A 20,141-nucleotide genomic window follows, 5' to 3' on the forward strand; every position below is an offset into this window, starting at 1 on the left:
ATGACTCATATCAATGACATCCTGGCCGCGCTGACGCCGCTGCATCTGGCGTTGGCCGTGCTGGGTGTAGCGGCCGGCACTATCCTGGGCGCGATTCCCGGGTTGACGGCGACCATGGCGATCGCGGTGCTGGTGCCGCTGACTTTTTCCATGGACCCGACCACCGCGCTTATGCTGATGGGGGCGATCTACACGGGTGCGATCTATGGCGGTGCCTATGCAGCGATCCTGCTGAACACGCCGGGCACGCCCTCGGCGATCGCCACCACGTTCGATGGCTACCCCATGGCCAAGCGCGGCGACGGCGATCTGGCCGTGACCATTGCCTGCCTGTCCAGCGTATTCGGTGGACTGGTGGGGGCGGCCGTCCTGTTGTTTCTGGCGCCGCCATTAGCCAATGTGGCGCTCGCCTTTGGGCCGGTCGAATATTTCTGGCTGGCCATTTTCGGCCTGACGCTGATTTCGGCCATTTCCTCGGGGCAACTGCTGAAAGGACTCATTGGCGCGTCCTTCGGCTTGTTGCTGTCCTGCGTGGGGGTTGCGCCCATTTCCGGGAGCCCGCGGTTTACCTTCGATTCCACCACGCTGCTCGGCGGGATCAATGTCGTATCCGGCCTGATCGGCCTGTACTGCATCCCCGTACTGATCAATCTGGTCGCCCGGCCGGAGCGTCATCTGGAAATCCAGGAAGCTTCCCGTGGCTTTCGTTTGCCCGAAGCGATCCGGCTCTGTATGTCCGGCGGCCTCAACCTGATCCGTTCGTCGCTGATCGGCGCGTTCGTTGGCATTCTGCCGGGCGCCGGCGGGTCGATCTCCGGCCTGGTGTCGTATTCAGAGGCGCGTCGTGCGTCGAAGACCCCCGAGCGTTTCGGCCAGGGCGAGCCGCGCGGCGTCCAGGCCAGCGAATCGGCCAACAACGCCACCGTCGGGGGCGGCATGGTGCCCACCCTGGTGTTGGGCATTCCGGGCACACCGCCGGATGCCGTAATTCTGGGCGCGCTGCTGGTGCAGGGGATCCAGCCGGGGCCGGCCATGTTCTCCGGGCATAGTCCGATTGTCTACACCTTCATCTACGGTCTGTTCATCGCCACGCTGCTGATGTTGCCGATCGGCCTGTTGATCGGTCGTTATGCCTTCAAGTCGATTGTTACCTTTCCCAAGGCGGTGCTCGTACCGATCGTCGCTTTCATGACGATCATCGGCACCTACGCGATCAACAACTCGGTCTCCGACGTCATGGTGATGATCGTGCTGGGCGTCGTCGGTTGGGGGCTCGAACGCCTCGGCTTCCAGCCGTCGCCGATCGTGCTCGGCCTGATTCTCGGCCCCATTGCCGAGCAGGGCTTCGTCCAGGGCTGGATGATCGGGGGCGCCACGGGCGACCCATTGGCCATCTTTTTCTCGGGGCCGCTCGCGATCGGCATCTTCCTGTTGATCCTGGCCTCGCTTTTCTACCCCATGATCGCCGGCCGTCTGAGCCGGGGTGCCAAGGAGCGCGACAATGCCCCCGTCTAAGGATGCCGTGCGCGACACCCGCGATCTGCGGGGCACCGTCGGCGCTTTGATCTTCGTCGTCGTCGGGGGCGTGTGCTGGTGGGATATCAGCCGCACGCCCTCACCGCAGGCGACGGTGTTCCCCGAGACCGTCATCGGGCTGATGGTGGTGTTCAGCGCACTGCTGATCCTACGCAACCTGCTGGGCTACGCCGCGCCGGCGTCGATTGGCTCGGCCGGTTCGGTCGTTCGACGCGTTCTGCTGATCGTGGTGATGGTCATCGCCACGCTGGCGATGCCGTACTTCGGCTTCCCGATCGCCGCACTGGCCGCGTACGTGGCCATCATGGCCATTGCCATGTATGAACGCTGGACTCCGATGCGGCTGTGGCTCTATCCCGCGTCGGGGGTGATCGTGGTATTGGGTTTCTATTTCATCTTCAAATACCTGTTCCAGGTCCCGCTGCCCGAGCCTTCGCTGTTCGGGCCGCTGTTCTGAGCGGGGAGGGCTCATGCGCATACAGGAAATCCGCGACGCGGTGGCGCCGATTGCATCGCCCATCCGCAATGCGTTCATCGATTTTTCCAGGATGACCATCAGCGTCGTTGCGATCGTGACCGATGTTCAGCGCAATGGTGAGCAGATCATCGGTTATGGCTTTCATTCAAATGGTCGTTACGCGCAGCAGGGAATTCTACGATCGCGCCTTCTGCCGCGCCTGGCCGAAGCCGAGCCGGAGAGCCTGCTGGATGCGACGGGCGAGAATTTCGATCCGCAGAAGATCTGGCGCTGTTTCATGCACAACGAGAAACCGGGCGGGCATGGCGACCGCGCCGTGGCGGCCGGGGCTCTGGACATGGCGGTGTGGGACGTCATCGCGAAGGTGGCCGAACAACCGCTGTGGCGTCTGTTGTCCGATCGATACAACGACGGTCGGTACGACGATGAGATCGTGGTCTACCCCGGTGGCGGCTACTACTACCCGGGCAAGGAAATCGAAGGTCTCAAGGACGAAATGCGGCGCTACGACGAAGCGGGCTATCGCGTGGCGAAGATGAAGATCGGTGGCGCGGATATCGCCACCGACCAGGCGCGGATCGAAGGGGCTCTTGAGGTTCTGGGCGACGGGCAGCGCCTGGCCGTCGATGCCAACGGCAAGTTCGATCGGCCAACCGCGATCGACTACGCCAGAATGCTCGAACCCTACGATCTGTTCTGGTACGAGGAGCCGGGCGATCCGATCGATTATGCGCTGCAGGCCGAACTGGCCCGGCACTATGATCTATCGATGGCCACGGGCGAAAATCTGTTCTCGACGCAGGATGTCTGCAATCTCATACAATTCGGCGGCATGCGGCCCGACCGCGACTGGATCCAGGCCGACCCCGCACTCGCTTACGGGCTGACCGAATATCTCAATCTGATTGCGGCGACCGAGCGCCTTGGCTGGCCGCGGCGCCGGTTGATGCCCCACGGCGGGCACCAGCTCGCCTTGAACATTGCCGCCGGGCTGCAGATCGGCGGCACCGAATCGTACCCCGCGGTATTCCAGCCCTACGGCGGTTTTGCCGACGATATTCCGATCATCGACGGGCGCGTCCGGTTGCCGGACGCGCCCGGTATCGGCATGGAGCGCAAGCCGGTGATGTTCGACGCCCTGCGCAAAGCGCTCGAATTGACCGGCTGAGCGCGCCGAGTGCGCTAATCGTCCAGGTGTGCGCCGCGCCGGGACACCTCGGCCAGGGCCGACAGGTCCTTGTCGCCGTCGCCCGCCGCCATTGCCTCGGCCAGGCGTTCACGAGCGGTGGCGCCCATGGGCATGGGCACTTGTTCGGCGTGGGCCGCGGCCAGCGCCAGATCCACATCCTTGGCGCCGAGTGCCAGTTTGAAGCCTTCCGGGTTGTCGTACTCGCGCTTGCTCATCGCCGGGGCATAACCCTGGTAGGCCGGGGCGGCGAATACCGAGCTGGTTACGATCTCCAGGAAATCGCCGGGTTCGATGCCGTATTTGGCGGTGAGCGCGGCCGCCTCACCCATGGTTTCCACCGCCGACATGAGCATGTAGTTGGTCGCCAGCTTCATGACATTGGCCCGGTAGGGTGCATCGCCGGCCGGCCAGACCTTCGCGCCCATCGTCTCCAGCGCCGGCCGCGCGGCCTCGATGGCGGCGTTCGGTCCGGCGGCCAGGATCTGCAGCTTGGCTGCCTTGGCGATGTCCGGCCGGCCGAGCACCGGCGCGGCGACATAGGCCCTGCCGGCGGATTGATGACGGGCCGCCATGTCGCGGCCGGTCTCGACCGAGACGGTGGCCATGTTCACATGCACGGTGTTCTCGCCCATGGCCTCGATCAGGCCGTACTCGTCGACTACGGCCGCCAGCGCCGCATCGTCGGCCAGCATGGTGATCAACACGTCCGCCGTGGCGCAGTCGGCCGGCGAATCGGCCTGCGTCGCACCCGCTTCGACCAGCGGCTGGCACTTGTCGGCGCTGCGGTTCCAGACCGTGACGTCGAAATTCGCGTTGATGAGATTGGTGGCCATGGCGCGCCCCATGGCGCCGAGTCCGATGAATCCGATTTTCATGATTTGATCCTGTGTGATGTGGCGCCGCGCGCTGCGCGCCGCTGGAATGGAGGAATGACGTCCGAATGCTCAGATCGTGGGTTGCCAAACATGCGGCAGAAAGCGATAGCCCTCGCCGTCGGTCACGACATAGCCGATGCCGGGAAAATCCAGATGATGGCCGCCGACGAGTTCCTGCGACTCGGCCAGCTCGGCCATGATGCGGCGGCGCGTCTCGCGCGCCTGTGCGACATCGGTATCGAAGGCCACGCCCGCATCCGGGCAGGGAAACTGAATCTGCGGCAGGTGCACGATATCGGTCCACAGCAGGATACGATCGTGGCCGGATTCGATGCGATAGCCGGAATGATCGGGGGTATGCCCCGGCAACGGCACGCGCGTGATGCCGGGCAACACCGAGGTACCTTCCAGGTGCTGCATTTGCGCGCCGACTGCGGCGATCACGCGGTGGGCGGCCTGGAACTGGCCTTGCTGGGCGTCGGAGGCGCCCTCGGGAATCTCGCCGCCCCAGTAATCCAGCTCGCCCGCCGGTACCAGCACGGTGGCCTGCGGAAACACCGCGTTGTCGTCGGCATCGATCAGACCGCCGACGTGATCCGGGTGCATGTGCGTAATCAGCACCGTATCGATTGCGGACGGCGTCACGCCGATTGCTTGCAGATTTTCCAGCAGATAGGGCCCGGCATCGCCGGCCAGACCGCCGAGGCCGGTGTCGATCAGGATCTTCTGCGTACCGGTGTCCAGCAGATAAGCGTTGAGGGTGATGCGCGGCGGCGTCGGGCGCCGGCTTTCGGCGTGTAGCCGACGCACTTCGTCTTCATCGATGTTCTGCGGCAGCGCGAAGCTGGCCTCCATCTGGGCATCGAGTAGGGTGGTGAGAACAAAGTCGCCTATGCGCAGTTGGTGCACGTTGGCGGGTTGGGTTGTACTCATGAAGCAGGATCGGCCGTTTGATTGCGGGCCGATCAGTTGTGGGTGATGGGTTCCACGCTACAACACCCGGCCAGGCCATGCATTACGGCGCCGGCGATCGGCTCGCGCCGCCATCGTCCCGCGCTACTTGACGGCATCGGTTTCCAGTTCGGGCATCAGCACCACGCTTTCCTGCTCGTTTGGATCGGTGCGCGCGATCACCGCGCGGGCGGTTTCGCTGTCGCTGGGGTTGTAGGGCAGGTGCGGCACGTTCGCCGGGATATAGAAGAAATCGCCCGGCTCGACGACGGCGTGCTGCTCGAGATGATCGCCGTACCAGCAGTGCGACACGCCTTCGAGCGCGTAGATCGCCGTTTCGTGGTGTTCGTGCTTGTGCGCCCTGGCGCGGGCGCCGGGTGGAATGGTCACGATCTGCATATGAATGCCGGCCGCGCCCACCGATTCGGCGGACACGCCCACGTTGTAGTCTAGTGCCTGCTTGCCGGTGATGGTGTCGCCGGCGCGTACGACGCGGCAGGTGGGTTGATCGATTGCGCTCATATTGGCCCTTGCTCGACTGTCCAGGACGCCGATTCTAGAGGATATCGGCCGGCCGGACGTTGCGAACGATCAAGTCGGATGCTACCGATGTCGGGACGAGGGCCGGCATATCGGCCGCGAACGCGGATCGTGCGAATCTGCCGGCCATGGTTTGTATTGCAGGAGAAATCCGATGAGTGATTCGGTATCGAAATCGGGCAAGGCGGCCGGGATGGCCTTCGTTACGGGTGGCTCGCGCGGCATCGGCGCCGCCATCTGCCGGCAACTGGCCGCCGACGGCTATGCCGTGGCCGTGGGCTACGGGCACAACGAAGCCGCCGCGCAGTCGGTGGTGGCCGCGATTCGCGACGCGGGCGGCACGGCCGAGGCGGTTCATGTCGATGTCAGCGAACTCGACAGCATCGACGAGCGGATCGGCGAAGCCGAAGCGGCGCTCGGCCGCTTGTCCGTCCTGGTGGCCAATGCGGGCGTCACGGGCGAGACCCGGCGTGTGGATGAACAAAGCCTGGGCAATATCGAGGATGTGTTCCGGGTCAACGCCGTGGCGCCGATCGTCTGCGCGCAGGCTGCGGTACGCCGTCTTTCGACCCGTCACGGCGGCCAGGGCGGGGCGATCGTGATCATGTCGTCGGTGGCGGCCCATTCCGGGGGCGCGGGCGGCCTGGCCACCTATGGCGCCAGCAAGGGCGCGATGGAGACTTTCATTCTCGGTCTGGGCAAGGAAGTGGCGGACGAGGGCATCCGCGTCACCGGCGTGGCCCCCGGCATCATCGATACCGACATGCCGCCGGACGAGCTGCGCGAAGCGGCCGAGACTGCGGTGCCGATGCGCCGGCTCGGCAAGCCGGCGGAGATTGCCGACGCCGTGTCCTGGCTGGTCTCGGACCGCGCCTCGTTCGTGACCGGCGAATCGGTGACCGTTTCCGGCGGCCGCTAGCCGTTGCAAGTGCTCAGGGCTGGGGCAGCCGCCGGGCCGCTCCAGCCTTGTACAGGCCCAGCAGTGTGGGCCGAATCGACAGACGCACGGCGGGCCCGGCATGGCCGGTTTCCAGTTCGATCATGCGTTCGTAATAGAATTCGGCCTGCTCGATGTCGGCCTCGGCATCCCGAAGCCGCCGGCGGTGAAGCGGGTCGGGCGGGCGCGAGCCCAGATTTTGGCAATACGCCTGGTAGCGCTGGCGTGCTTCGTCGTAGGTCAGGCGCGCCGCGTTTTCACGCAAATACTTCATCCGGGTCGCGCGGTTACGCCGAACCATGAGGAATCGCAGCGCGATCAGAGCGCCGACCACCACCAATACGCTTGTCATCTCTGCCTCAGAGAACCCACACAAAGCCGTCGATCGTGCGTAATAACGGCCCCGGGGCGGCATAGTTAATACCGTTTCCCGGCAAAAGACACGCTTTATTTTCGCCGCCGGTGTGGCGGCCGGTCGGCGCCGTGCGCGACCGGCCGGATTCGAGTCTTTATCGGTCGTGAAACCGGGGGGTAGGTCTGGGCCCGACGCGGCGCCCCGGCCCCGTTCAGCCGCCCAGCGTTTCCTCGAATAAGGTCGACAAGCGCTTGTAATGACGGGCATCGGCGGCTTCGTTGTAGACCGGCGCGTCGAACGCGGTGTAGCCGTGGCCGGCGCCCTTGTACAGTTCGGTGGTGAAGTCCACGCCGGCCGCCGCCATGGCGGCATCGAGCCGGCCGATCTGTGCCGGCGGCATCAGTTCATCACCATCGGCGTGGCCCAGATAGACACGGCCCTTGATCCGGTCGACCACGCCGAGCGGGCTGTTTTCGTCGCCCTCGACGGCAAGCCGGGCCGAATGGAAGCCGGCGGCCGCGGCCACGCGTTCGGGATGGGCTGCCGCCATGCGCAGGGCGAACGCACCGGTCATGCAATAGCCAACCACGCCGATGCGGCTGCCGTCGAATTCGGGTTCGGCGTCGATCGTGGCGACCAGCGCCGCGAAGTCGCGCGCCTGAGCTTCCGGCGTCAGATGGCCGGCATATTCGAACAGCGTCGGCCGGACGTCTTCGTCGCGAAACGATTTCCCTTCGGGCACCACCGGACCCACGACGTCGCGGTAGTAGATGTTGGGCATGAGTACCGCATAGCCGTCGTCGGCGATGGTCTGGGCCTTGTCGTGATAGCAGGGCCGCAAGCCGCCGATGTCGGTGAACAGCACGACGGCGGGCAGGGCGCCGTTCGCATCGTCGGGTGTGAAGATGTGGGCGTCGATCGTGCCGTCGGTGGCGTTGATATCGATGGCGCGGCTCATGGGCAAACTCCTAATGAAATGAGTGGCATCACGTGGGTTATAGGACCATGTACCGGCATTCTGCAACGACCGCGCGGGCCTGCGGGGCCCGCGCGGTGGTCTCGATGGGGCGGCGCGGCTCAGGCCGCGTGCATGGTCCGGCGCGATGCCGCGGCCCGTCGGCCGAGCCAGGCATCGATCGCGAAGCGCCCCGGGCCGGCGACGTAGAGCGCCAGCAGGCCGCCGATGATTGCGATGTTCTTGTAGAAGTTGATTTCGTTGGCGTACTGCTCGGCGCCGGTCATCGTCCAGTACGGGTGGCCGATGAGTGCAGTGCCCAGCGTATAAAGCGCCATCAGCAGCGCCAACGGTCGGGTGGCCGCGCCCAATGCAATGGCAAGCGCCACCGGCACTTCCATCACGACGGCAATCACCGCGGCGAGCGCCGGCAAGGGGGCGCCGGTGTGTTGCATGTAGGCCACGGTGCCGGCGAAGCCGACCAGCTTGCCCCAGCCGAAGAGCACGAACAGCCAGGCAATCAGCACCCGGGCGGCGAGCAGCAGCGGATCCTGGAAATACGATTTGTGCAGGAGAGAGTCGAACATGACGGGCCTCGTTGCGATTGTGGATCGGGCCGGCAAGGCCGGCTGTTTCATTCAAGTTAGGCGCAGGACGCCCGGATCGGAAGCCGGCATAATCTCAACACGGCGTTCTATTATGGGAACGAGGCGTGGAAGATCTTGATGATCTGTTCTATTTTTCGAGCGTGGTCGAGCACGGCGGCTTCTCCGCCGCGGCCCGGGCGCTGAAGCAGCCCAAATCGAAGCTCAGCCGGCGCGTGGCCGCGCTCGAGGCACGGCTTGGCGTACGGCTGCTTAATCGCGACACCCGAGGCATTTCGCTGACGCCGATCGGCGAGGCATTCCATGCGCATTGCCGCACCATGCTCGATGCCGCGCGCTCCGCGTTCGAGACCGTCCAGCAAAGCCAGGCCCAGCCGCGCGGCACGGTCCGCCTGAGTTGCCCGCCGGGGCTGTTGTATCTGCGGCTGGCACCGTTGATCTCGGCCTTTCTGGCCCGTTATCCCGAAGTAAACCTGGAGATCGAGGCGGTGGCGCGGCCGGTCGATCCCGTGCGTGAAGGTTTCGATGTGGCGTTGCGCGTGCGGCCAACACCGTTGGCCGACAGCGATCTGAACATGCGCGCGATCGCGGCCAGCCCGCATCGGTTGATCGGTGCCCCAGAGTTGGTGGCGCATCTGCCGGGCCGCGCCACAGCGCCCGAGCGCGTCGACTGGCCGGCGCTGAGCGAAAGCCGCCCGGATGGCCGTTATTGTTGGTATCTAGAGAACACCGCCGGCCTGCGTTGCGAGATCGCCTACCGGCCGCGGCTGGTGACCGACGATATGTCGACCCTGCGCCGGGCGGCACTCGACGGTCTGGGCGTGGCGCAGTTGCCGATGCTGTTCGTCGGCGACGACCTCGCCGCCGGCCGGCTGGTCAATCTACTCCCCGGCTGGGCGCCGCCCGACAAGCTGCTGCACGCCGTGTTCGCTTCGCGCCGCGGCCAGTTGCCGGCGGTACGCGCGCTGCTGGATTTTCTGGCCGAATCCATTGGTCCGAGCGATTTCACCCGCCGGCCCCCGGCGGGCGAGGTCAGCGGGCGTTCGACAGAATGAGGTGGGTGCCGAAACCGGCCAGTACGATGCCCACGAGCCGGTCGAACGCCGTGCGGACCCGGCTGAACAGCGCCAGCGCCGGCGGGCGGCTCAGAACCAACGCGACAACCGCGTACCAGCTCGCCGAGATCAGGGCCATCATCACGACGGCCGCCAGACTCCAGCCGATCGAGGCCTGCGGCGGCATGACGGTGGCGAACAGGCTGGATACGAATACCGCGGTCTTGGGATTGGCCAGATTGGTGATCAATCCGGTGCGGAACAGCGCGCGCGCCGCAGGCTGATCGTGCGCCCTCGGCGGGTCGCCGCCGGGGCGGGTCGAGGCGCGCAGCATAGCGACGCCGAGCCAGATCAGATAAGCGCCGCCGACAAGTTTCAGGCCGATATAAGCCCAGGGCGCGGCCAGAAAAAGGCCGCGGATACCCAGAGCGCCGGCCAGTCCCCAGACGAGTGTGGCCGACGCAATGCCCGCCACCGCGAACAGGCTCGCCCGGGCGTGATGGCGGGCGGCAGTACGCGCCACCAGCACGAAATTCGGCCCCGGTGACATCGCGGCCAGCAGCCAGAGGCTGCCGATCAAAAAGAACGAATGCATGTCTCGTCTCAGTTTTCGTCCACTAAAAAGTCATCAGGCGCGATCGTGTCGGCAACGTATATGGGCATCGTTACCCTGGGCCCGTCGCGACACCGGCGACCGCCCGGCCGACATCCGCCAGCACCCTGTCGCGCTGGGCATGCGTGGCGGTCGAGCCGGTGTAGTAGGCGGCCACCAGAATGGGTTGGCGGTGCGGTGGCTGGATGATCGCAATGTCGTTGGCGCTGTTGTCGCCGCCGGAGCCGGTCTTGTCGCCGACGCGCCAGGCCGCGGGCAGGCCGGCCCGCAGGCGATGATCGCCGGTCTGGCAGGCACGCATCCAGGCCATGAGTTGCTGCGTCGAGGCAGCACTCAAAGCGTGACCCAACAGAATCCGTTGCATCAGACCGAGCATGGCGCTCGGTGTAGTTGTGTCGTGCGGGTTGCCGGGCGTGTAGTCGTTGAGTGCGGTTTCGTATCGGTCCGAGCGCGTCACGTCATCGCCCAGCGAACGGACGAAGCGGGTCACCGCCGCGGGGCCGCCGACGCTGTGCAGCATGAGGTTGGCCGCCGTGTTGTCGCTCTGCGTGAGCCCGGCGCGGCAGATCGCGCCGAGTGTCATGCCAGTGGCGACGTGTTGTTTCGTTTCCGGCGAGTAGGTCACGACGTCGTCTTCGCTGTAATCGATGTGGCGGGCCAGCGATTCGGCGCCAGCATCGACGTGCGAGAGGATGAGCGCAGCGGTCGGGAACTTGACCGTACTACACAACAGGAAGCGTTCGTTGCCGCGGTGGGTGATCCGCCGACCGCCGCCCGTATCGACGACCGCCACGCCCAACCGGCCGCCGTGGCGGCTTTCCAGCCGGGCCATGGCGGCTTTGAATGCCGCATCGGTGTCGGCCGCCAATACGGGCGGCGCGCCGATCAGTGAAAGGACCGCACCGGCCGCGAACTGCTGAATGAACTGACGACGATCCAAGACTAAAGCCTCACGATACAGCGGACGGAAAAGTTTAGCCGAATCGTATGGCAGCGGCGCGTCTGGCTGGATCGGCCTCGCCGGGGCCGGCCCAAGCCGGCAGCGTCAGCCCCTCCACCCTATTACAGGCGCATGCCGCCCGAGGCCTCGATGCGCTCGCCGTTGATCCAGCGCGCGTCATCCGACAATAGCATGGCCATCGCGCTGCCGATCTCGTCGGCCCGGCCGGGTCGGCCAAGCGCAGTGATCGACGATACATAAGCGTTGACCTCGGGGTTGTCCCGCACTCTGCCGCCGCTGAAATCGGTGGCGATGGCGCCCGGCGCGATCGTATTCACGCGAATCTGGCGCTCGGCCAGCTCGGTGGCCAGATACCGGGTCAGCACCTCGACTGCGCCCTTGGCTGCGCCGTAGATCGATGTGCCGGGCATGGAAAAACGCGCCAGTCCGCTGGAAACGTTGAGGATCCGGCCGCCGTCGGCCAGCAGCGGCAGCAGCCGCTGGGTGAGGAAATACGGGCCTTTCAGGTGTGTATCGATCACAGCATCGAACTGTTCTTCCGTGGTGCTCGCGAACGGCTCGTGCATGGCAATACCGGCGTTGTTGAGCAGCCCGTCGAAGGTCTCGCGCTGCCAGGTCTGGGCCAGTACACGCTTCACAGTGGCAGCGAATGCCACGAAATGCCTCGCTTGACCGACATCCAGCGGTAGCGCGACCGCCTTGGGCCCCTTCGCCTGGATTGCCGCAACGGCCGTTTCGGCGGCTTCTTTCTGTGAACGATAGGTGAGGATGATGTCGTGCCCGCGATCGGCCAGGTGCAGCGCCGCGCTCCGGCCGAGACCGCGGCTCCCGCCGGTGATGAGAATGATCTGGCTCATGTGGATCTCCTGAGGGGTGAGCGTGCGATAGAGCTTATTGGGCGTGCGGTTGGCGATAAACCGCGTCATGATGAATACACTGTTGCATTGAAGTGGACAATCGATGGCGATCGATCGCGTGGCCGCGTTGCAGGCATTCATTCGTGTGGTCGAGGCCGGGGGCTTCACTCGTGCGTCCGAACAGCTCGGGTTATCCCGTGCCCGGGTATCGCGCCAGATCCAGCAACTCGAGGATCATCTGGGAGTGCGCCTGCTGCATCGGACGACCCGCCGCGTGCGGCTCACCGAGGATGGCCGAGCGCTGCTCGATCGCGGCCGCGAATGGCTCGATGATCTCGATGAGATCGAAACCCTGTTCGAGCACAGGCATAACGCGTTGTCGGGCCTGTTGCGGGTCGATGTCGGCCATGCGATGGCGCGTCATCTGCTGATCCCGGAATTGCCCGGCTTGCTCGCCGCCCATCCGGGCCTGGAACTCGAACTGTCCGTCAGTGACGGACTGGCCGATCCGGTACGCGAAGGTCTGGATCTGGTCGTACGCGGCGGTCGCGTGCGGGACGCCCAGCTCATTGCCCGGCCGCTCGGCGATATGGCGATCGTCAACTGCGCCAGTCCGGGTTATCTGGCGCGCCATGGCACGCCGAGGTCCCCGGCCGATCTCGAAAACGGCCATCGCGTCGTGCACTACGTGCCGCGCCTCGGCGAGCCGCTGCCACGCTGGGAATACGTCAGCGACGGACAGACGCATCATCTGCCGCTGCCGGGCGTGATTACGGTGAACAGTACCGGTGCGTATACCGATGCCTGCCGGGCCGGGCTGGGACTGATCCAGGTGCCGCGCGTCGGCGTGCAGTGGTTGCTGGACGCCGGTGAACTGATCGAGGTGATGCCCGGCCACCGCGCCGAGCCGATGCCGATCTCTTTCGTCTACCCGCATCGGCGCAATCTGTCGCGCCGCGTGCGGGGGTTCATGGACTGGCTGGGCCCGAAGATCCAGGCCTACTATCGGCTGGCGTGACGACAGAAGCCGCCCCGGTCTCGCGGCTGCGCCGGTGCGGAGCGGGGTCGCTGCATCGGAAATCGTGGGTAGGGCGGTATGGTCGGTATGGTGGAGATATCGGGCGCGGCTGCTTGCCGCCGCTTTTTTCGCCGACACGCGGATCGTGGTCGGCTACGGAGATCGACGCACATGCAGTTACGCGAAAGCAATATCCAGCGACTCCAATCCGGCGATGTCTACGACGCACTCATCGTCGGCGGGGGCATCAACGGTGCGGTTAGCGCGGCAGCACTGTCGGGCAAGGGCGTGAAAACCGCGCTGATCGACCAGGGCGATTTCGCCGGTATGACCAGCATGTGGTCGTCCAACCTGATCTGGGGCGGTATCAAGTACATGGAGTCGTACGACTTCAAGCTCGTGCGCGAGCTGTGCGTGTCGCGCAACCACCTGATCAAGCATTACCCGTCCACGGTGCAGGAAATCCGCTTCCTGACCACGATCACCAAGGGTTTCCGCTGGCATCCGCTGGTGCTCTGGGCCGGCACCTGGCTGTACTGGTTCTTCGGCAACTGCTTCACGAAGATTCCGCGGTTGCCGTCGCTCAAGCAGGTCAATAAAGAAGAACCGGTCATAGATACCCGGCCGGCCGTCGGCTGCTTCGAATATTCCGATGCTTACTTGCACGACAACGACGCACGGTTTGTCTTCAACTTCGTGCGGCTAGCCATGAACAGCGGCTGCGCCGCCGCCAATTACGTTGAATCCACGGGTGCAACGCGCGAGAACGGCATCTGGACCGTGCAGCTGCGCGACGTGATGACCGGCCGGGAATTCACCGCGAAAACCCGCACGCTCATCAACGCCTGCGGCCCGTTGGCCGATCAATACAACCGGCTGACCGAGAAGAAGACTGAGCATAGCCATGTGCTGTCCAAGGGGATTCATCTCATCGTCGAACGGCTCACGCCCAACAAACGCGTGCTGGCTTTCTTCGACCAGGATGGGCGCCTGTTCTTCGCCATCCCCATGGGCAACCGCACCTGCATCGGCACTACCGACACGCGCACCGACGACCCGCATGCGGCGATCACCGACGAAGACATCGACTTCGTACTGGACAACATCAACGCCCGGCTGGCGCTCGACAAACCGCTGGATCGCGACGACATCATCGCCACCCGCTGCGGCGTACGTCCGCTGGCGGTGGAAAACAGCGGCGGCCAGGATCGGGACTTCCTGCAGCTCTCCCGCAAGCACGAGATCGATTCCGACATCGAACAGGGCTACATCAGCATCTTCGGCGGCAAGCTCACCGATTGCGTGAACGTCGGCAACGAAATCACCGACCTGGTCAAACAGATGGGCATCGAAGTCCGCTACCCGAAATATCGCTGGTACGGCGAGCCGGTGGATTCGGTGCGCGACGAATTCTTACACCAGGCCCGGCTCATGAACCTCGACGGCTACACCGACCCGGCCTCGTCCGAACCGCTGTCCACGCGGCTCTGGCGCCGCTACGCCGGCCATGCCATCGGCATTCTGGAAAACATCCGCGAAGACCCGCGCCAGGCCGAAATCCTCATCGAGGGCACCGAATACATCCGCGCCGAAGTCCGCCAGGCCGCGAGACGAGAGATGATCACCAAGCTCGAGGATTTCCTGCGCCGCCGCTCCAAGATCAGCCTCGTCTCCCGCCAGGACACCATCAAGCACTCTGCCGGCCTGCTGGAAGCCTGCCAAATCCTGTTCGGCGACGACGCGAAAAAACGCTTCGACGAATACTTCCGCGAGCACCCGGTAGTCAACGGCATCGCCAAGGACCCGTCGTCCGGCCAGGCCGCCGCAGACGATGCGCCCGAGGCGACCGACGTAGCCGACACCGCCCGCGAGCGCGAGCATGGGTTTGAGACGTTGAATTGGTAGGGGCCATCGGCTGGGATGATGTTTCGTGATCAGTGTTGATGCCAAGGATTAACCAGCGCAACGCCGAAGGGGTCAAATTCCTTGGTGTTGCGGGTCGCAAGCGTTGCGCCGTGGTTAAGGCAGATTGCGGCGATTTGGGCGTCCGCCATTGAGGCGGGGCGCCCCGCGGCTTCGCTCGCGGCCACGCGCTGTGCATAGTGCACCGCAGCCTCAGCGTCGAACGAGAAGATGGCGCCAGCAAAGTCTTCTTCGAACATCATGGCGGCAACGCCGCCGAGTTGCTGTTTGCGCCGCCCGTCGGGCAGGCGCTCTATGCCATAGAGAATCTCGGCCACGGTGATCGCCGTGATGGCTATATCGTCTCGGGCACTTGTTGAGTCGATCCAATCTACAACGAGCGGGTTCGGCGCCGGTCGCATGAGTTCGGACAAAACGTTCGTACCAAGAACGATCATCTAGTCGAACTCGGCGGGCCGTGCTCGTTCAGTTCGTTTCGGCGCATCGATTTCCACGCCATCGGTGGCCGCGAACCGTTCGCAAATGCGGCTGCCCAAACCTCGCTGTCGGCGTGGTGCAAGCGCACGTTGCAGAATCAAGCGCACTTCTTCTTCCATGGAATGCCCGTGTTCGGCGGCCGTCAGCCGCAATGCGCGTTTCAGTTCATCGTCCAGATTGCGAATCGTGATTGAAGCCATGATCGCTTTTGATTGCATTGAAATCAATGCGGTCATTATAGCAATTCGACAGTCCGAGAATGACATCCAGATCTTGCTCACCTCCCGTTCGTCTCGGTGAGTAGATCGCGCCTTGCCGCGAAATATTCCCGAACGGAAATATTGCGGTTTTATTCCTGTTCGGGAATACTGTTCAAATATATTCGTTCGGATGTAAGTAGTGACGATCAGGAACGCGAAAGACTTCGGCCTCCAGATTCGCGAAGCCCGTCGTCGTGCAGGGATCACGCAGGGTGTACTGGCGGATCGTTGCGGCACCACGCAGAGCTGGATATCGGAGCTGGAAAACGGCAAGCCCCGCGCTGAGCTCGAGTTGGCTCTGCGTGTGCTGCGCGAGCTTGGCCTGGCACTACAGGTTGCAGAGAGTGCTGAGCCGCCAGCGACGCAGTCGAACAGCAATTTCGACGTAACCGATCTTGTCGGAATGCCGCGCTCGCACAAATCATCGAGTACCGATGATGGCTGAGCGTGTCACCCGGAGCACGCCGCTGTATTTCGGTGATCGTTTGATCGGTGTGATAGAGAGGTTGGCCGATCAAGGTCGGCTCCGTCTGACTTACGACGACAGTTGGCGGGAAATGCCGGGAGTTTGGCCCATCTCCTTGTCGCTTCCCATCTCGCGCCGGGTTCATACCGACCAGCGCCGCGAGACCCAGAAGCCGGTCGAGCATTTTCTCCGGGGGCTGCTACCCGACAACGAAGATACGATTAATCGATGGGCGCGCGAGTTCGGCGTGGGCCGGCACGACCCGGTCGCCATCCTGAGCGAGATCGGTGTGGACTGTCCGGGCGGGATTTCCTTCGTCGAGCCGGCCGGCCAAGGCTACGAAGAACCGCTCGACAACGCGCGGCTCGGCCATGAAATGCGATGTCTGCAAGAGTCGTTACCCTCGGCGTTGGAGGGCGACCACGGTCAGTTCTCTCTGGCCGGTGCCCAGGCAAAAACCGCCCTGCGAAAAACAGCGACCGGATGGGCCGTTCCGCACGGTGGCTTAGCCAGTACGCATATTCTCAAACCCGCCATGATCGGCTTGCCCGATCAGGCGCTCAACGAGCATTACTGCCTGGAGCTGGCGCGCCGAATCGGCTTGCCGGCGGTCGAATCGGAGGTCGTCGACTTCGACGACGTGCCGGTGCTCGTGGTCAAGCGTTTCGACCGCTTCGGCGCGGTGCCGAATCTAATACGGCTGCATCAGGAAGACTTCTGCCAGGCGCTTGGCGTGCATCCGCGCAACAAATACGAAGCCGAAGGCGGGCCGAGACTCGCGGATATGATGCAACTGCTCGATCGCCACAGCGGCGATCCACTGGCCGACCAGACACGCCTGTACCAGGCGGTACTCTTCAACCTGATCATTGCGGGCACCGACGCACACGCCAAGAACTTCGCGCTCATCTATCCGCCAACAGCCGGCTTGCCACGGCTCGCCCCGCTGTACGACATGAACAGCATGTACCCCTACGCCGCTCAGCGGCGTGACCTGCGCAGTTCGCTACGCTTCGCCGGCCATTACAAGCTGCGTGAAATCACGAGAGAACATCTGGTACGTCGAATCGATGGCTGTCGTCTGCGAGCGCGCGACATGGCGTCTATCCGGGATGAGCTGTTGGACACACTGCCTCAAGTTGCCGAAACGTTGGCGGCTGACGTGGCTGCGGCAGGCGTGAAATCGGACATTCCCGAGACGATTGCTGCCGGCGTAGGGGCGGCTTGTCGGCGTTGGCGCGGCAGCTAGATATCAGCGGTCAGGCGCTGTCGTAGAGATGCTTCTGGATCAAGACCCGCGCCAGGTCGAAATCCTCGTCGAAGGCACCGAATACATCCGCGCCGAAGTCGGCATCGCAAAGGATCCGTCGTTGGGACAGACGGCGGCCGACTCAGCCCGCGAGCGCGAGCATGGGTTCGAAACGTTGAACTGGTAGCAACGCTGTCTACAAGTAAAGCTTGTTTAACTAGCAACGAGCTAAGTAAACGAAATCGCGAATTGCTTTATTAGCGTGGCTATCGCTACGCTTCGGCGATGATCGATGAAGCCGATGCTGCAGCCCGAGCCGGCCGCTACCGCGAAACCATCGCGGGCGGCGAGACAGTGCGCGCGTTCGTACCCGCCGATTTGCCGCCCGAGCCGCCGATCGATGTGCTATCGCTACTGGAACCTTTCGCCAGGGCCCAGAGCGCGATCGGGCGCCTCGACGGCATTACGACGCTGCTGCCTGGCGATGATCTGTTTCTCTACATGTATGTGCGCAAGGAAGCGGTGTTGTCCTCTCAGATCGAGGGCACGCAGTCCACGTTGAACGACCTGCTGCGTTTCGAAAGCGACGCCACTTCCGGCCAGCCGATCGACGATATTCGCGAAGTATCGAATTACGTCGACGCCATGCTCTACGGCCTTGACCGCCTGGAAACACTACCTTTGTCGCTCCGCTTGATGCGCGAAATGCACGCGCGGTTGCTCGATAGCGGCCGCGGTGCCGCCAAGAGCCCCGGCGAGTTCCGGACCACGCAGAACTGGATCGGCGGCATGCGGCCCGTTAATGCCCAGTTCGTGCCGCCATCGCCCGACGACATGCTGCAGTGCCTGGACACGTTCGAGCGTTTCATTCATGAACAGGAGTCGCGCTTGCCTACGCTGATCAAGGCCGGACTGCTGCACGTTCAATTCGAGACGATTCACCCGTTTCTGGACGGCAACGGACGCCTCGGCCGCCTGCTGGTGACGTTGTTCTTATGCATGCAAGGCGAGATGAAGCGGCCGCTGCTTTATCTCAGCCTCTATTTGAAAACCCATCGCGAACGTTACTACGCGCTGTTGCAAGACGTTCGCGAGTACGGTCTTTGGGAAGACTGGTTGACGTTCTTTCTCGAGGGTATCGCCGAGACCGCGAACCAGGCGTTCGATGCGGCGAACCGCATCGTGCGGCTATTCGAAGCCGATCGTGCGGCCATCCGGAACAACGATGATCGTGTCGGTTCAGTCCTCCGAGTGCACGAGGCCATGCAGCGCTTGCCGTTCGCCAACACGAAGCAACTCAGGCGCGCGACCGGATTGTCAGCCCCGCCGATAAACGACGCGCTCAAGGTGCTTGAACGCCTTGAAATCGTGAGTGAAGTCTCGGGGCGCCAGCGAGGGCGGGTGTATCGGTATGATGCCTTTATGGACATTTTGAGCGAAGGGACCACGCCGCTGTAGCGAGCTTCGCGAAACGTGAAACAGCCTCTCGCTTATCAGTAGGTGTATCAATCGCCCAGGGCGAATTCGAGAACAGCCTGCTTGTCTTGATAGCTAACAACGGACGCTTCGGCCTTAGCAAGAAGCTCCCGTGCTTCCTCGACTGCCCTGCTTCGCTTTTTATCGTTGTTCGTCCCATCGACGGCGAATAGGAAACGACCTGCAAACAGGTGACGGCGCCGAATCTCGGCCAGTCGAAATTGCCAACGATTGGCATGTTCCAGAATGGCGCTAGGTGTCGTTTGTCCAAGGTTGAGCGGTTTCATCGCCTTATGCGCTTTACCGTCACGTTGTTCGACGAAGGGTAGCTCTGGCGTTTCGAACTCGTCATTACCTAGGCGAGCTTGCTTGAAACGCCCGCTTATGCCGACTTCCTTGAGCCAATTGCCAATACCGCGTGCCAGCTTCGCTTCACGCTGTTCCGGTGTGTGGAAGCTACGGTGCACGTAATACTGGTGCAGTGCCGCGAGTTTGCTTTCCGGGTGATCGGCTAAAGCGACCCGCGGTTCGCTGAAGCGGATGATGCTTTCGCGTGGTCGGATCAGTTCTTCGAAAATGGCAGTCGAGTCGCCGTTGTTGCCCGTGTCGGCCGCAACCAGGCTTTATAGCCTCTTGAGTTCCGCATGCAACTCTTTAACCGATTGTAGATACAGACGGCTATCAACATCATCGAAGAAATTTGTGATGCGTCTGCTTCGGCGCGTTTCGAGCTCGAACCCCAGGAACGCTTGCTCGGCCGCGAGCAATACAATGCCCGCGTTCGCGAATTCGCCCGTTTCCACGAGCGGCGCGAAACGTACGATGGCGTACTGGCAGGCAATGCGGTTCATCGGATAGCCCAGAAATCGTCGGACTCGAAAGCGGTCAGGAGCGCATAGGCTGCGGACCAATCGAACGCCACCGGGTCGAGCTGCTCGGCGTCGAGGTAGCGCCATTCATCGGGGATCGATTCGACAATCGCGTCCCAACGCCCCATGGTGGCGATCATACGCTTAGCGTACTCGGCCCGCGTGACCAAGCCATCGAACACGGCAGGTGCTTGATCGCGGAATACGTGATCGATAAAGAAATTGGCCGACGTCACCGTGTCATCAAGGGCAACATTGTGGTCGATCACGACCAGTTCCTGCGCGTCCGGGGCCCAGAACAGGTTCGGGTTGCCGCCGTGTTCGGTCAATGTGCGATCGCCGTTCTTAATCCACTAGTCGAAAAGAAGAACGTCTTGTCTCATCTTCGGCGGGACCAACTGTGCCGATTGACAGTTCAATTCAGTGCCGCGCCGTCTTTTCGTAAACGGTCCACCAACCCCATCCTTCCGGCGGCATAACCGATAAGCCAATCTCT

The 20,141-nt window shown here is 63.4% G+C and carries 24 protein-coding genes and 1 pseudogene; 11 read left to right on the top strand and 14 right to left on the bottom strand.

Annotation, left to right across the window (positions count from 1 at the left end; all coding sequences use genetic code 11):
- From ACS8Y6_RS08855 to ACS8Y6_RS08865, 3 genes are read left to right on the top strand one after another with little or no spacing between them, the layout of a single operon-like run.
- A complete protein-coding gene (locus ACS8Y6_RS08855) occupies window positions 1-1,515 on the top strand; it encodes a tripartite tricarboxylate transporter permease (RefSeq protein ID WP_440855410.1) in 1,515 nt (504 codons plus the stop codon).
- Between the two features lie 7 nt (window positions 1,516-1,522).
- Complete coding sequence (locus tag ACS8Y6_RS08860; RefSeq protein ID WP_440849223.1) at window positions 1,523-1,993, top strand: tripartite tricarboxylate transporter TctB family protein; 471 nt, start codon at window positions 1,523-1,525, stop codon at window positions 1,991-1,993.
- A 13-nt stretch (window positions 1,994-2,006) separates the two neighbouring features.
- A complete protein-coding gene (locus ACS8Y6_RS08865; protein ID WP_440855411.1) occupies window positions 2,007-3,182 on the top strand; it encodes an enolase C-terminal domain-like protein in 1,176 nt (391 codons plus the stop codon).
- A 14-nt stretch (window positions 3,183-3,196) separates the two neighbouring features.
- On the opposite strand, the gene ACS8Y6_RS08870 is transcribed toward ACS8Y6_RS08865, so the two are convergent.
- The 3 genes from ACS8Y6_RS08870 to ACS8Y6_RS08880 form a co-directional block, all read right to left on the bottom strand.
- Window positions 3,197-4,126: an NAD(P)-dependent oxidoreductase gene (locus ACS8Y6_RS08870; protein WP_440855423.1), complete on the bottom strand. Its 930-nt coding sequence runs from the start codon at window positions 4,124-4,126 to the stop codon at window positions 3,197-3,199.
- 21 nt (window positions 4,127-4,147) lie between these two features.
- The gene (locus ACS8Y6_RS08875) at window positions 4,148-5,011 is read right to left on the bottom strand and encodes an MBL fold metallo-hydrolase (RefSeq protein ID WP_440849221.1); all 864 of its coding nucleotides are present in this window, start codon (window positions 5,009-5,011) and stop codon (window positions 4,148-4,150) included.
- Between the two features lie 123 nt (window positions 5,012-5,134).
- A complete protein-coding gene (locus ACS8Y6_RS08880; protein ID WP_440849220.1) occupies window positions 5,135-5,551 on the bottom strand; it encodes a cupin domain-containing protein in 417 nt (138 codons plus the stop codon).
- Window positions 5,552-5,723: 172 nt separating this feature from the next.
- Here ACS8Y6_RS08880 and ACS8Y6_RS08885 point away from each other — a divergent pair, with 172 nt between their 5' ends.
- Complete coding sequence (locus ACS8Y6_RS08885; protein WP_440849219.1) at window positions 5,724-6,488, top strand: SDR family NAD(P)-dependent oxidoreductase; 765 nt, start codon at window positions 5,724-5,726, stop codon at window positions 6,486-6,488.
- Between the two features lie 13 nt (window positions 6,489-6,501).
- Here ACS8Y6_RS08885 and ACS8Y6_RS08890 read toward each other — a convergent pair whose 3' ends face one another.
- The 3 genes from ACS8Y6_RS08890 to ACS8Y6_RS08900 form a co-directional block, all read right to left on the bottom strand.
- Entirely contained in the window at window positions 6,502-6,858 is a 357-nt protein-coding gene (locus ACS8Y6_RS08890) for a hypothetical protein (protein WP_440849218.1), read from the bottom strand.
- Between the two features lie 214 nt (window positions 6,859-7,072).
- Window positions 7,073-7,819, bottom strand: a complete 747-nt coding sequence (locus ACS8Y6_RS08895) for a dienelactone hydrolase family protein (RefSeq protein WP_440849217.1) — start codon at window positions 7,817-7,819, stop codon at window positions 7,073-7,075.
- Between the two features lie 119 nt (window positions 7,820-7,938).
- Entirely contained in the window at window positions 7,939-8,403 is a 465-nt protein-coding gene (locus ACS8Y6_RS08900; protein WP_440855412.1) for a DoxX family protein, read from the bottom strand.
- Window positions 8,404-8,528: 125 nt separating this feature from the next.
- On the opposite strand from ACS8Y6_RS08900, the gene ACS8Y6_RS08905 reads away from it, so the two are divergent.
- Window positions 8,529-9,476, top strand: a complete 948-nt coding sequence (locus tag ACS8Y6_RS08905) for a LysR substrate-binding domain-containing protein (RefSeq protein WP_440855413.1) — start codon at window positions 8,529-8,531, stop codon at window positions 9,474-9,476.
- On the opposite strand, the gene ACS8Y6_RS08910 is transcribed toward ACS8Y6_RS08905, so the two are convergent.
- The 3 genes from ACS8Y6_RS08910 to ACS8Y6_RS08920 all read right to left on the bottom strand — a co-directional run bounded on the left by ACS8Y6_RS08910 (window position 9,454) and on the right by ACS8Y6_RS08920 (window position 11,907).
- The gene (locus ACS8Y6_RS08910; protein ID WP_440855414.1) at window positions 9,454-10,071 is read right to left on the bottom strand and encodes a LysE family translocator; all 618 of its coding nucleotides are present in this window, start codon (window positions 10,069-10,071) and stop codon (window positions 9,454-9,456) included. The two genes, ACS8Y6_RS08905 and ACS8Y6_RS08910, sit on opposite strands and share 23 nt — an antisense overlap.
- Before the next feature lie 70 nt (window positions 10,072-10,141).
- A complete protein-coding gene (gene bla, locus ACS8Y6_RS08915) occupies window positions 10,142-11,029 on the bottom strand; it encodes a class A beta-lactamase (RefSeq protein ID WP_440855415.1) in 888 nt (295 codons plus the stop codon).
- 122 nt (window positions 11,030-11,151) lie between these two features.
- Entirely contained in the window at window positions 11,152-11,907 is a 756-nt protein-coding gene (locus tag ACS8Y6_RS08920) for an SDR family NAD(P)-dependent oxidoreductase (protein WP_440855424.1), read from the bottom strand.
- Between the two features lie 109 nt (window positions 11,908-12,016).
- Between ACS8Y6_RS08920 and ACS8Y6_RS08925 the strand changes: the two genes are divergently transcribed.
- Together ACS8Y6_RS08925 and ACS8Y6_RS08930 are read left to right on the top strand one after the other, a co-directional pair.
- A complete protein-coding gene (locus ACS8Y6_RS08925) occupies window positions 12,017-12,925 on the top strand; it encodes a LysR family transcriptional regulator (protein ID WP_440855425.1) in 909 nt (302 codons plus the stop codon).
- A gap of 171 nt (window positions 12,926-13,096) precedes the next feature.
- On the top strand, window positions 13,097-14,830 hold the full coding sequence (locus tag ACS8Y6_RS08930; protein ID WP_440855416.1) for an FAD-dependent oxidoreductase: 1,734 nt from the start codon (window positions 13,097-13,099) through the stop codon (window positions 14,828-14,830).
- A gap of 29 nt (window positions 14,831-14,859) precedes the next feature.
- Here ACS8Y6_RS08930 and ACS8Y6_RS08935 read toward each other — a convergent pair whose 3' ends face one another.
- Together ACS8Y6_RS08935 and ACS8Y6_RS08940 are read right to left on the bottom strand one after the other, a co-directional pair.
- Window positions 14,860-15,285 (bottom strand): type II toxin-antitoxin system VapC family toxin, encoded by a 426-nt coding sequence (locus tag ACS8Y6_RS08935; RefSeq protein ID WP_440855417.1) that lies wholly within the window; start codon window positions 15,283-15,285, stop codon window positions 14,860-14,862.
- Window positions 15,286-15,525, bottom strand: coding sequence for a FitA-like ribbon-helix-helix domain-containing protein (locus tag ACS8Y6_RS08940; RefSeq protein WP_440855426.1), 240 nt, complete (start codon window positions 15,523-15,525; stop codon window positions 15,286-15,288).
- Window positions 15,526-15,724: 199 nt separating this feature from the next.
- On the opposite strand from ACS8Y6_RS08940, the gene ACS8Y6_RS08945 reads away from it, so the two are divergent.
- From ACS8Y6_RS08945 to ACS8Y6_RS08960, 4 genes are all read left to right on the top strand, one after another.
- Window positions 15,725-16,030: a helix-turn-helix domain-containing protein gene (locus ACS8Y6_RS08945; RefSeq protein ID WP_440849202.1), complete on the top strand. Its 306-nt coding sequence runs from the start codon at window positions 15,725-15,727 to the stop codon at window positions 16,028-16,030.
- Entirely contained in the window at window positions 15,981-17,300 is a 1,320-nt protein-coding gene (locus tag ACS8Y6_RS08950) for a HipA domain-containing protein (protein ID WP_440855418.1), read from the top strand. The genes ACS8Y6_RS08945 and ACS8Y6_RS08950 overlap by 50 nt, the downstream gene beginning before the upstream one ends.
- 28 nt (window positions 17,301-17,328) lie before the next feature.
- Window positions 17,329-17,487 carry a hypothetical protein gene (locus ACS8Y6_RS08955; RefSeq protein ID WP_440849200.1) on the top strand — a complete coding sequence of 53 codons (159 nt, stop codon included), beginning with the start codon at window positions 17,329-17,331 and terminating at the stop codon, window positions 17,485-17,487.
- A 98-nt stretch (window positions 17,488-17,585) separates the two neighbouring features.
- Window positions 17,586-18,758, top strand: a complete 1,173-nt coding sequence (locus tag ACS8Y6_RS08960) for a Fic family protein (protein ID WP_440849199.1) — start codon at window positions 17,586-17,588, stop codon at window positions 18,756-18,758.
- 47 nt (window positions 18,759-18,805) lie between these two features.
- On the opposite strand, the gene ACS8Y6_RS08965 is transcribed toward ACS8Y6_RS08960, so the two are convergent.
- The 3 genes and pseudogenes from ACS8Y6_RS08965 to ACS8Y6_RS08975 all read right to left on the bottom strand — a co-directional run bounded on the left by ACS8Y6_RS08965 (window position 18,806) and on the right by ACS8Y6_RS08975 (window position 19,995).
- Window positions 18,806-19,243 carry a hypothetical protein gene (locus ACS8Y6_RS08965; protein ID WP_440855427.1) on the bottom strand — a complete coding sequence of 146 codons (438 nt, stop codon included), beginning with the start codon at window positions 19,241-19,243 and terminating at the stop codon, window positions 18,806-18,808.
- 9 nt (window positions 19,244-19,252) lie between these two features.
- A pseudogene (locus tag ACS8Y6_RS08970) lies at window positions 19,253-19,732 on the bottom strand (DUF3037 domain-containing protein); the annotation flags it as partial.
- Window positions 19,624-19,995, bottom strand: coding sequence for a HipA family kinase (locus ACS8Y6_RS08975; RefSeq protein WP_440849319.1), 372 nt, complete (start codon window positions 19,993-19,995; stop codon window positions 19,624-19,626). The pseudogene ACS8Y6_RS08970 and the gene ACS8Y6_RS08975, both read right to left, overlap by 109 nt.
- Between the last annotated feature and the right edge of the window lie 146 nt (window positions 19,996-20,141).

It is taken from the genome of Salinisphaera sp. RV14, from assembly GCF_052044135.1.
GTDB lineage: Bacteria > Pseudomonadota > Gammaproteobacteria > Nevskiales > Salinisphaeraceae > Salinisphaera.

Coding starts and splice junctions, on each gene's coding strand:
- ACS8Y6_RS08855 (WP_440855410.1), top strand. CDS start 1: ATGACTCATATCAATGACATCCTGGCCGCGCTGACGCCGCTGCATCTG.
- ACS8Y6_RS08865 (WP_440855411.1), top strand. CDS start 2,007: ATGCGCATACAGGAAATCCGCGACGCGGTGGCGCCGATTGCATCGCCC.
- ACS8Y6_RS08875 (WP_440849221.1), bottom strand. CDS start 5,011: ATGAGTACAACCCAACCCGCCAACGTGCACCAACTGCGCATAGGCGAC.
- ACS8Y6_RS08880 (WP_440849220.1), bottom strand. CDS start 5,551: ATGAGCGCAATCGATCAACCCACCTGCCGCGTCGTACGCGCCGGCGAC.
- ACS8Y6_RS08885 (WP_440849219.1), top strand. CDS start 5,724: ATGAGTGATTCGGTATCGAAATCGGGCAAGGCGGCCGGGATGGCCTTC.
- ACS8Y6_RS08890 (WP_440849218.1), bottom strand. CDS start 6,858: ATGACAAGCGTATTGGTGGTGGTCGGCGCTCTGATCGCGCTGCGATTC.
- ACS8Y6_RS08895 (WP_440849217.1), bottom strand. CDS start 7,819: ATGAGCCGCGCCATCGATATCAACGCCACCGACGGCACGATCGACGCC.
- ACS8Y6_RS08900 (WP_440855412.1), bottom strand. CDS start 8,403: ATGTTCGACTCTCTCCTGCACAAATCGTATTTCCAGGATCCGCTGCTG.
- ACS8Y6_RS08910 (WP_440855414.1), bottom strand. CDS start 10,071: ATGCATTCGTTCTTTTTGATCGGCAGCCTCTGGCTGCTGGCCGCGATG.
- ACS8Y6_RS08920 (WP_440855424.1), bottom strand. CDS start 11,907: ATGAGCCAGATCATTCTCATCACCGGCGGGAGCCGCGGTCTCGGCCGG.
- ACS8Y6_RS08930 (WP_440855416.1), top strand. CDS start 13,097: ATGCAGTTACGCGAAAGCAATATCCAGCGACTCCAATCCGGCGATGTC.
- ACS8Y6_RS08935 (WP_440855417.1), bottom strand. CDS start 15,285: ATGATCGTTCTTGGTACGAACGTTTTGTCCGAACTCATGCGACCGGCG.
- ACS8Y6_RS08940 (WP_440855426.1), bottom strand. CDS start 15,525: ATGGCTTCAATCACGATTCGCAATCTGGACGATGAACTGAAACGCGCA.
- ACS8Y6_RS08955 (WP_440849200.1), top strand. CDS start 17,329: ATGCTTCTGGATCAAGACCCGCGCCAGGTCGAAATCCTCGTCGAAGGC.
- ACS8Y6_RS08960 (WP_440849199.1), top strand. CDS start 17,586: ATGATCGATGAAGCCGATGCTGCAGCCCGAGCCGGCCGCTACCGCGAA.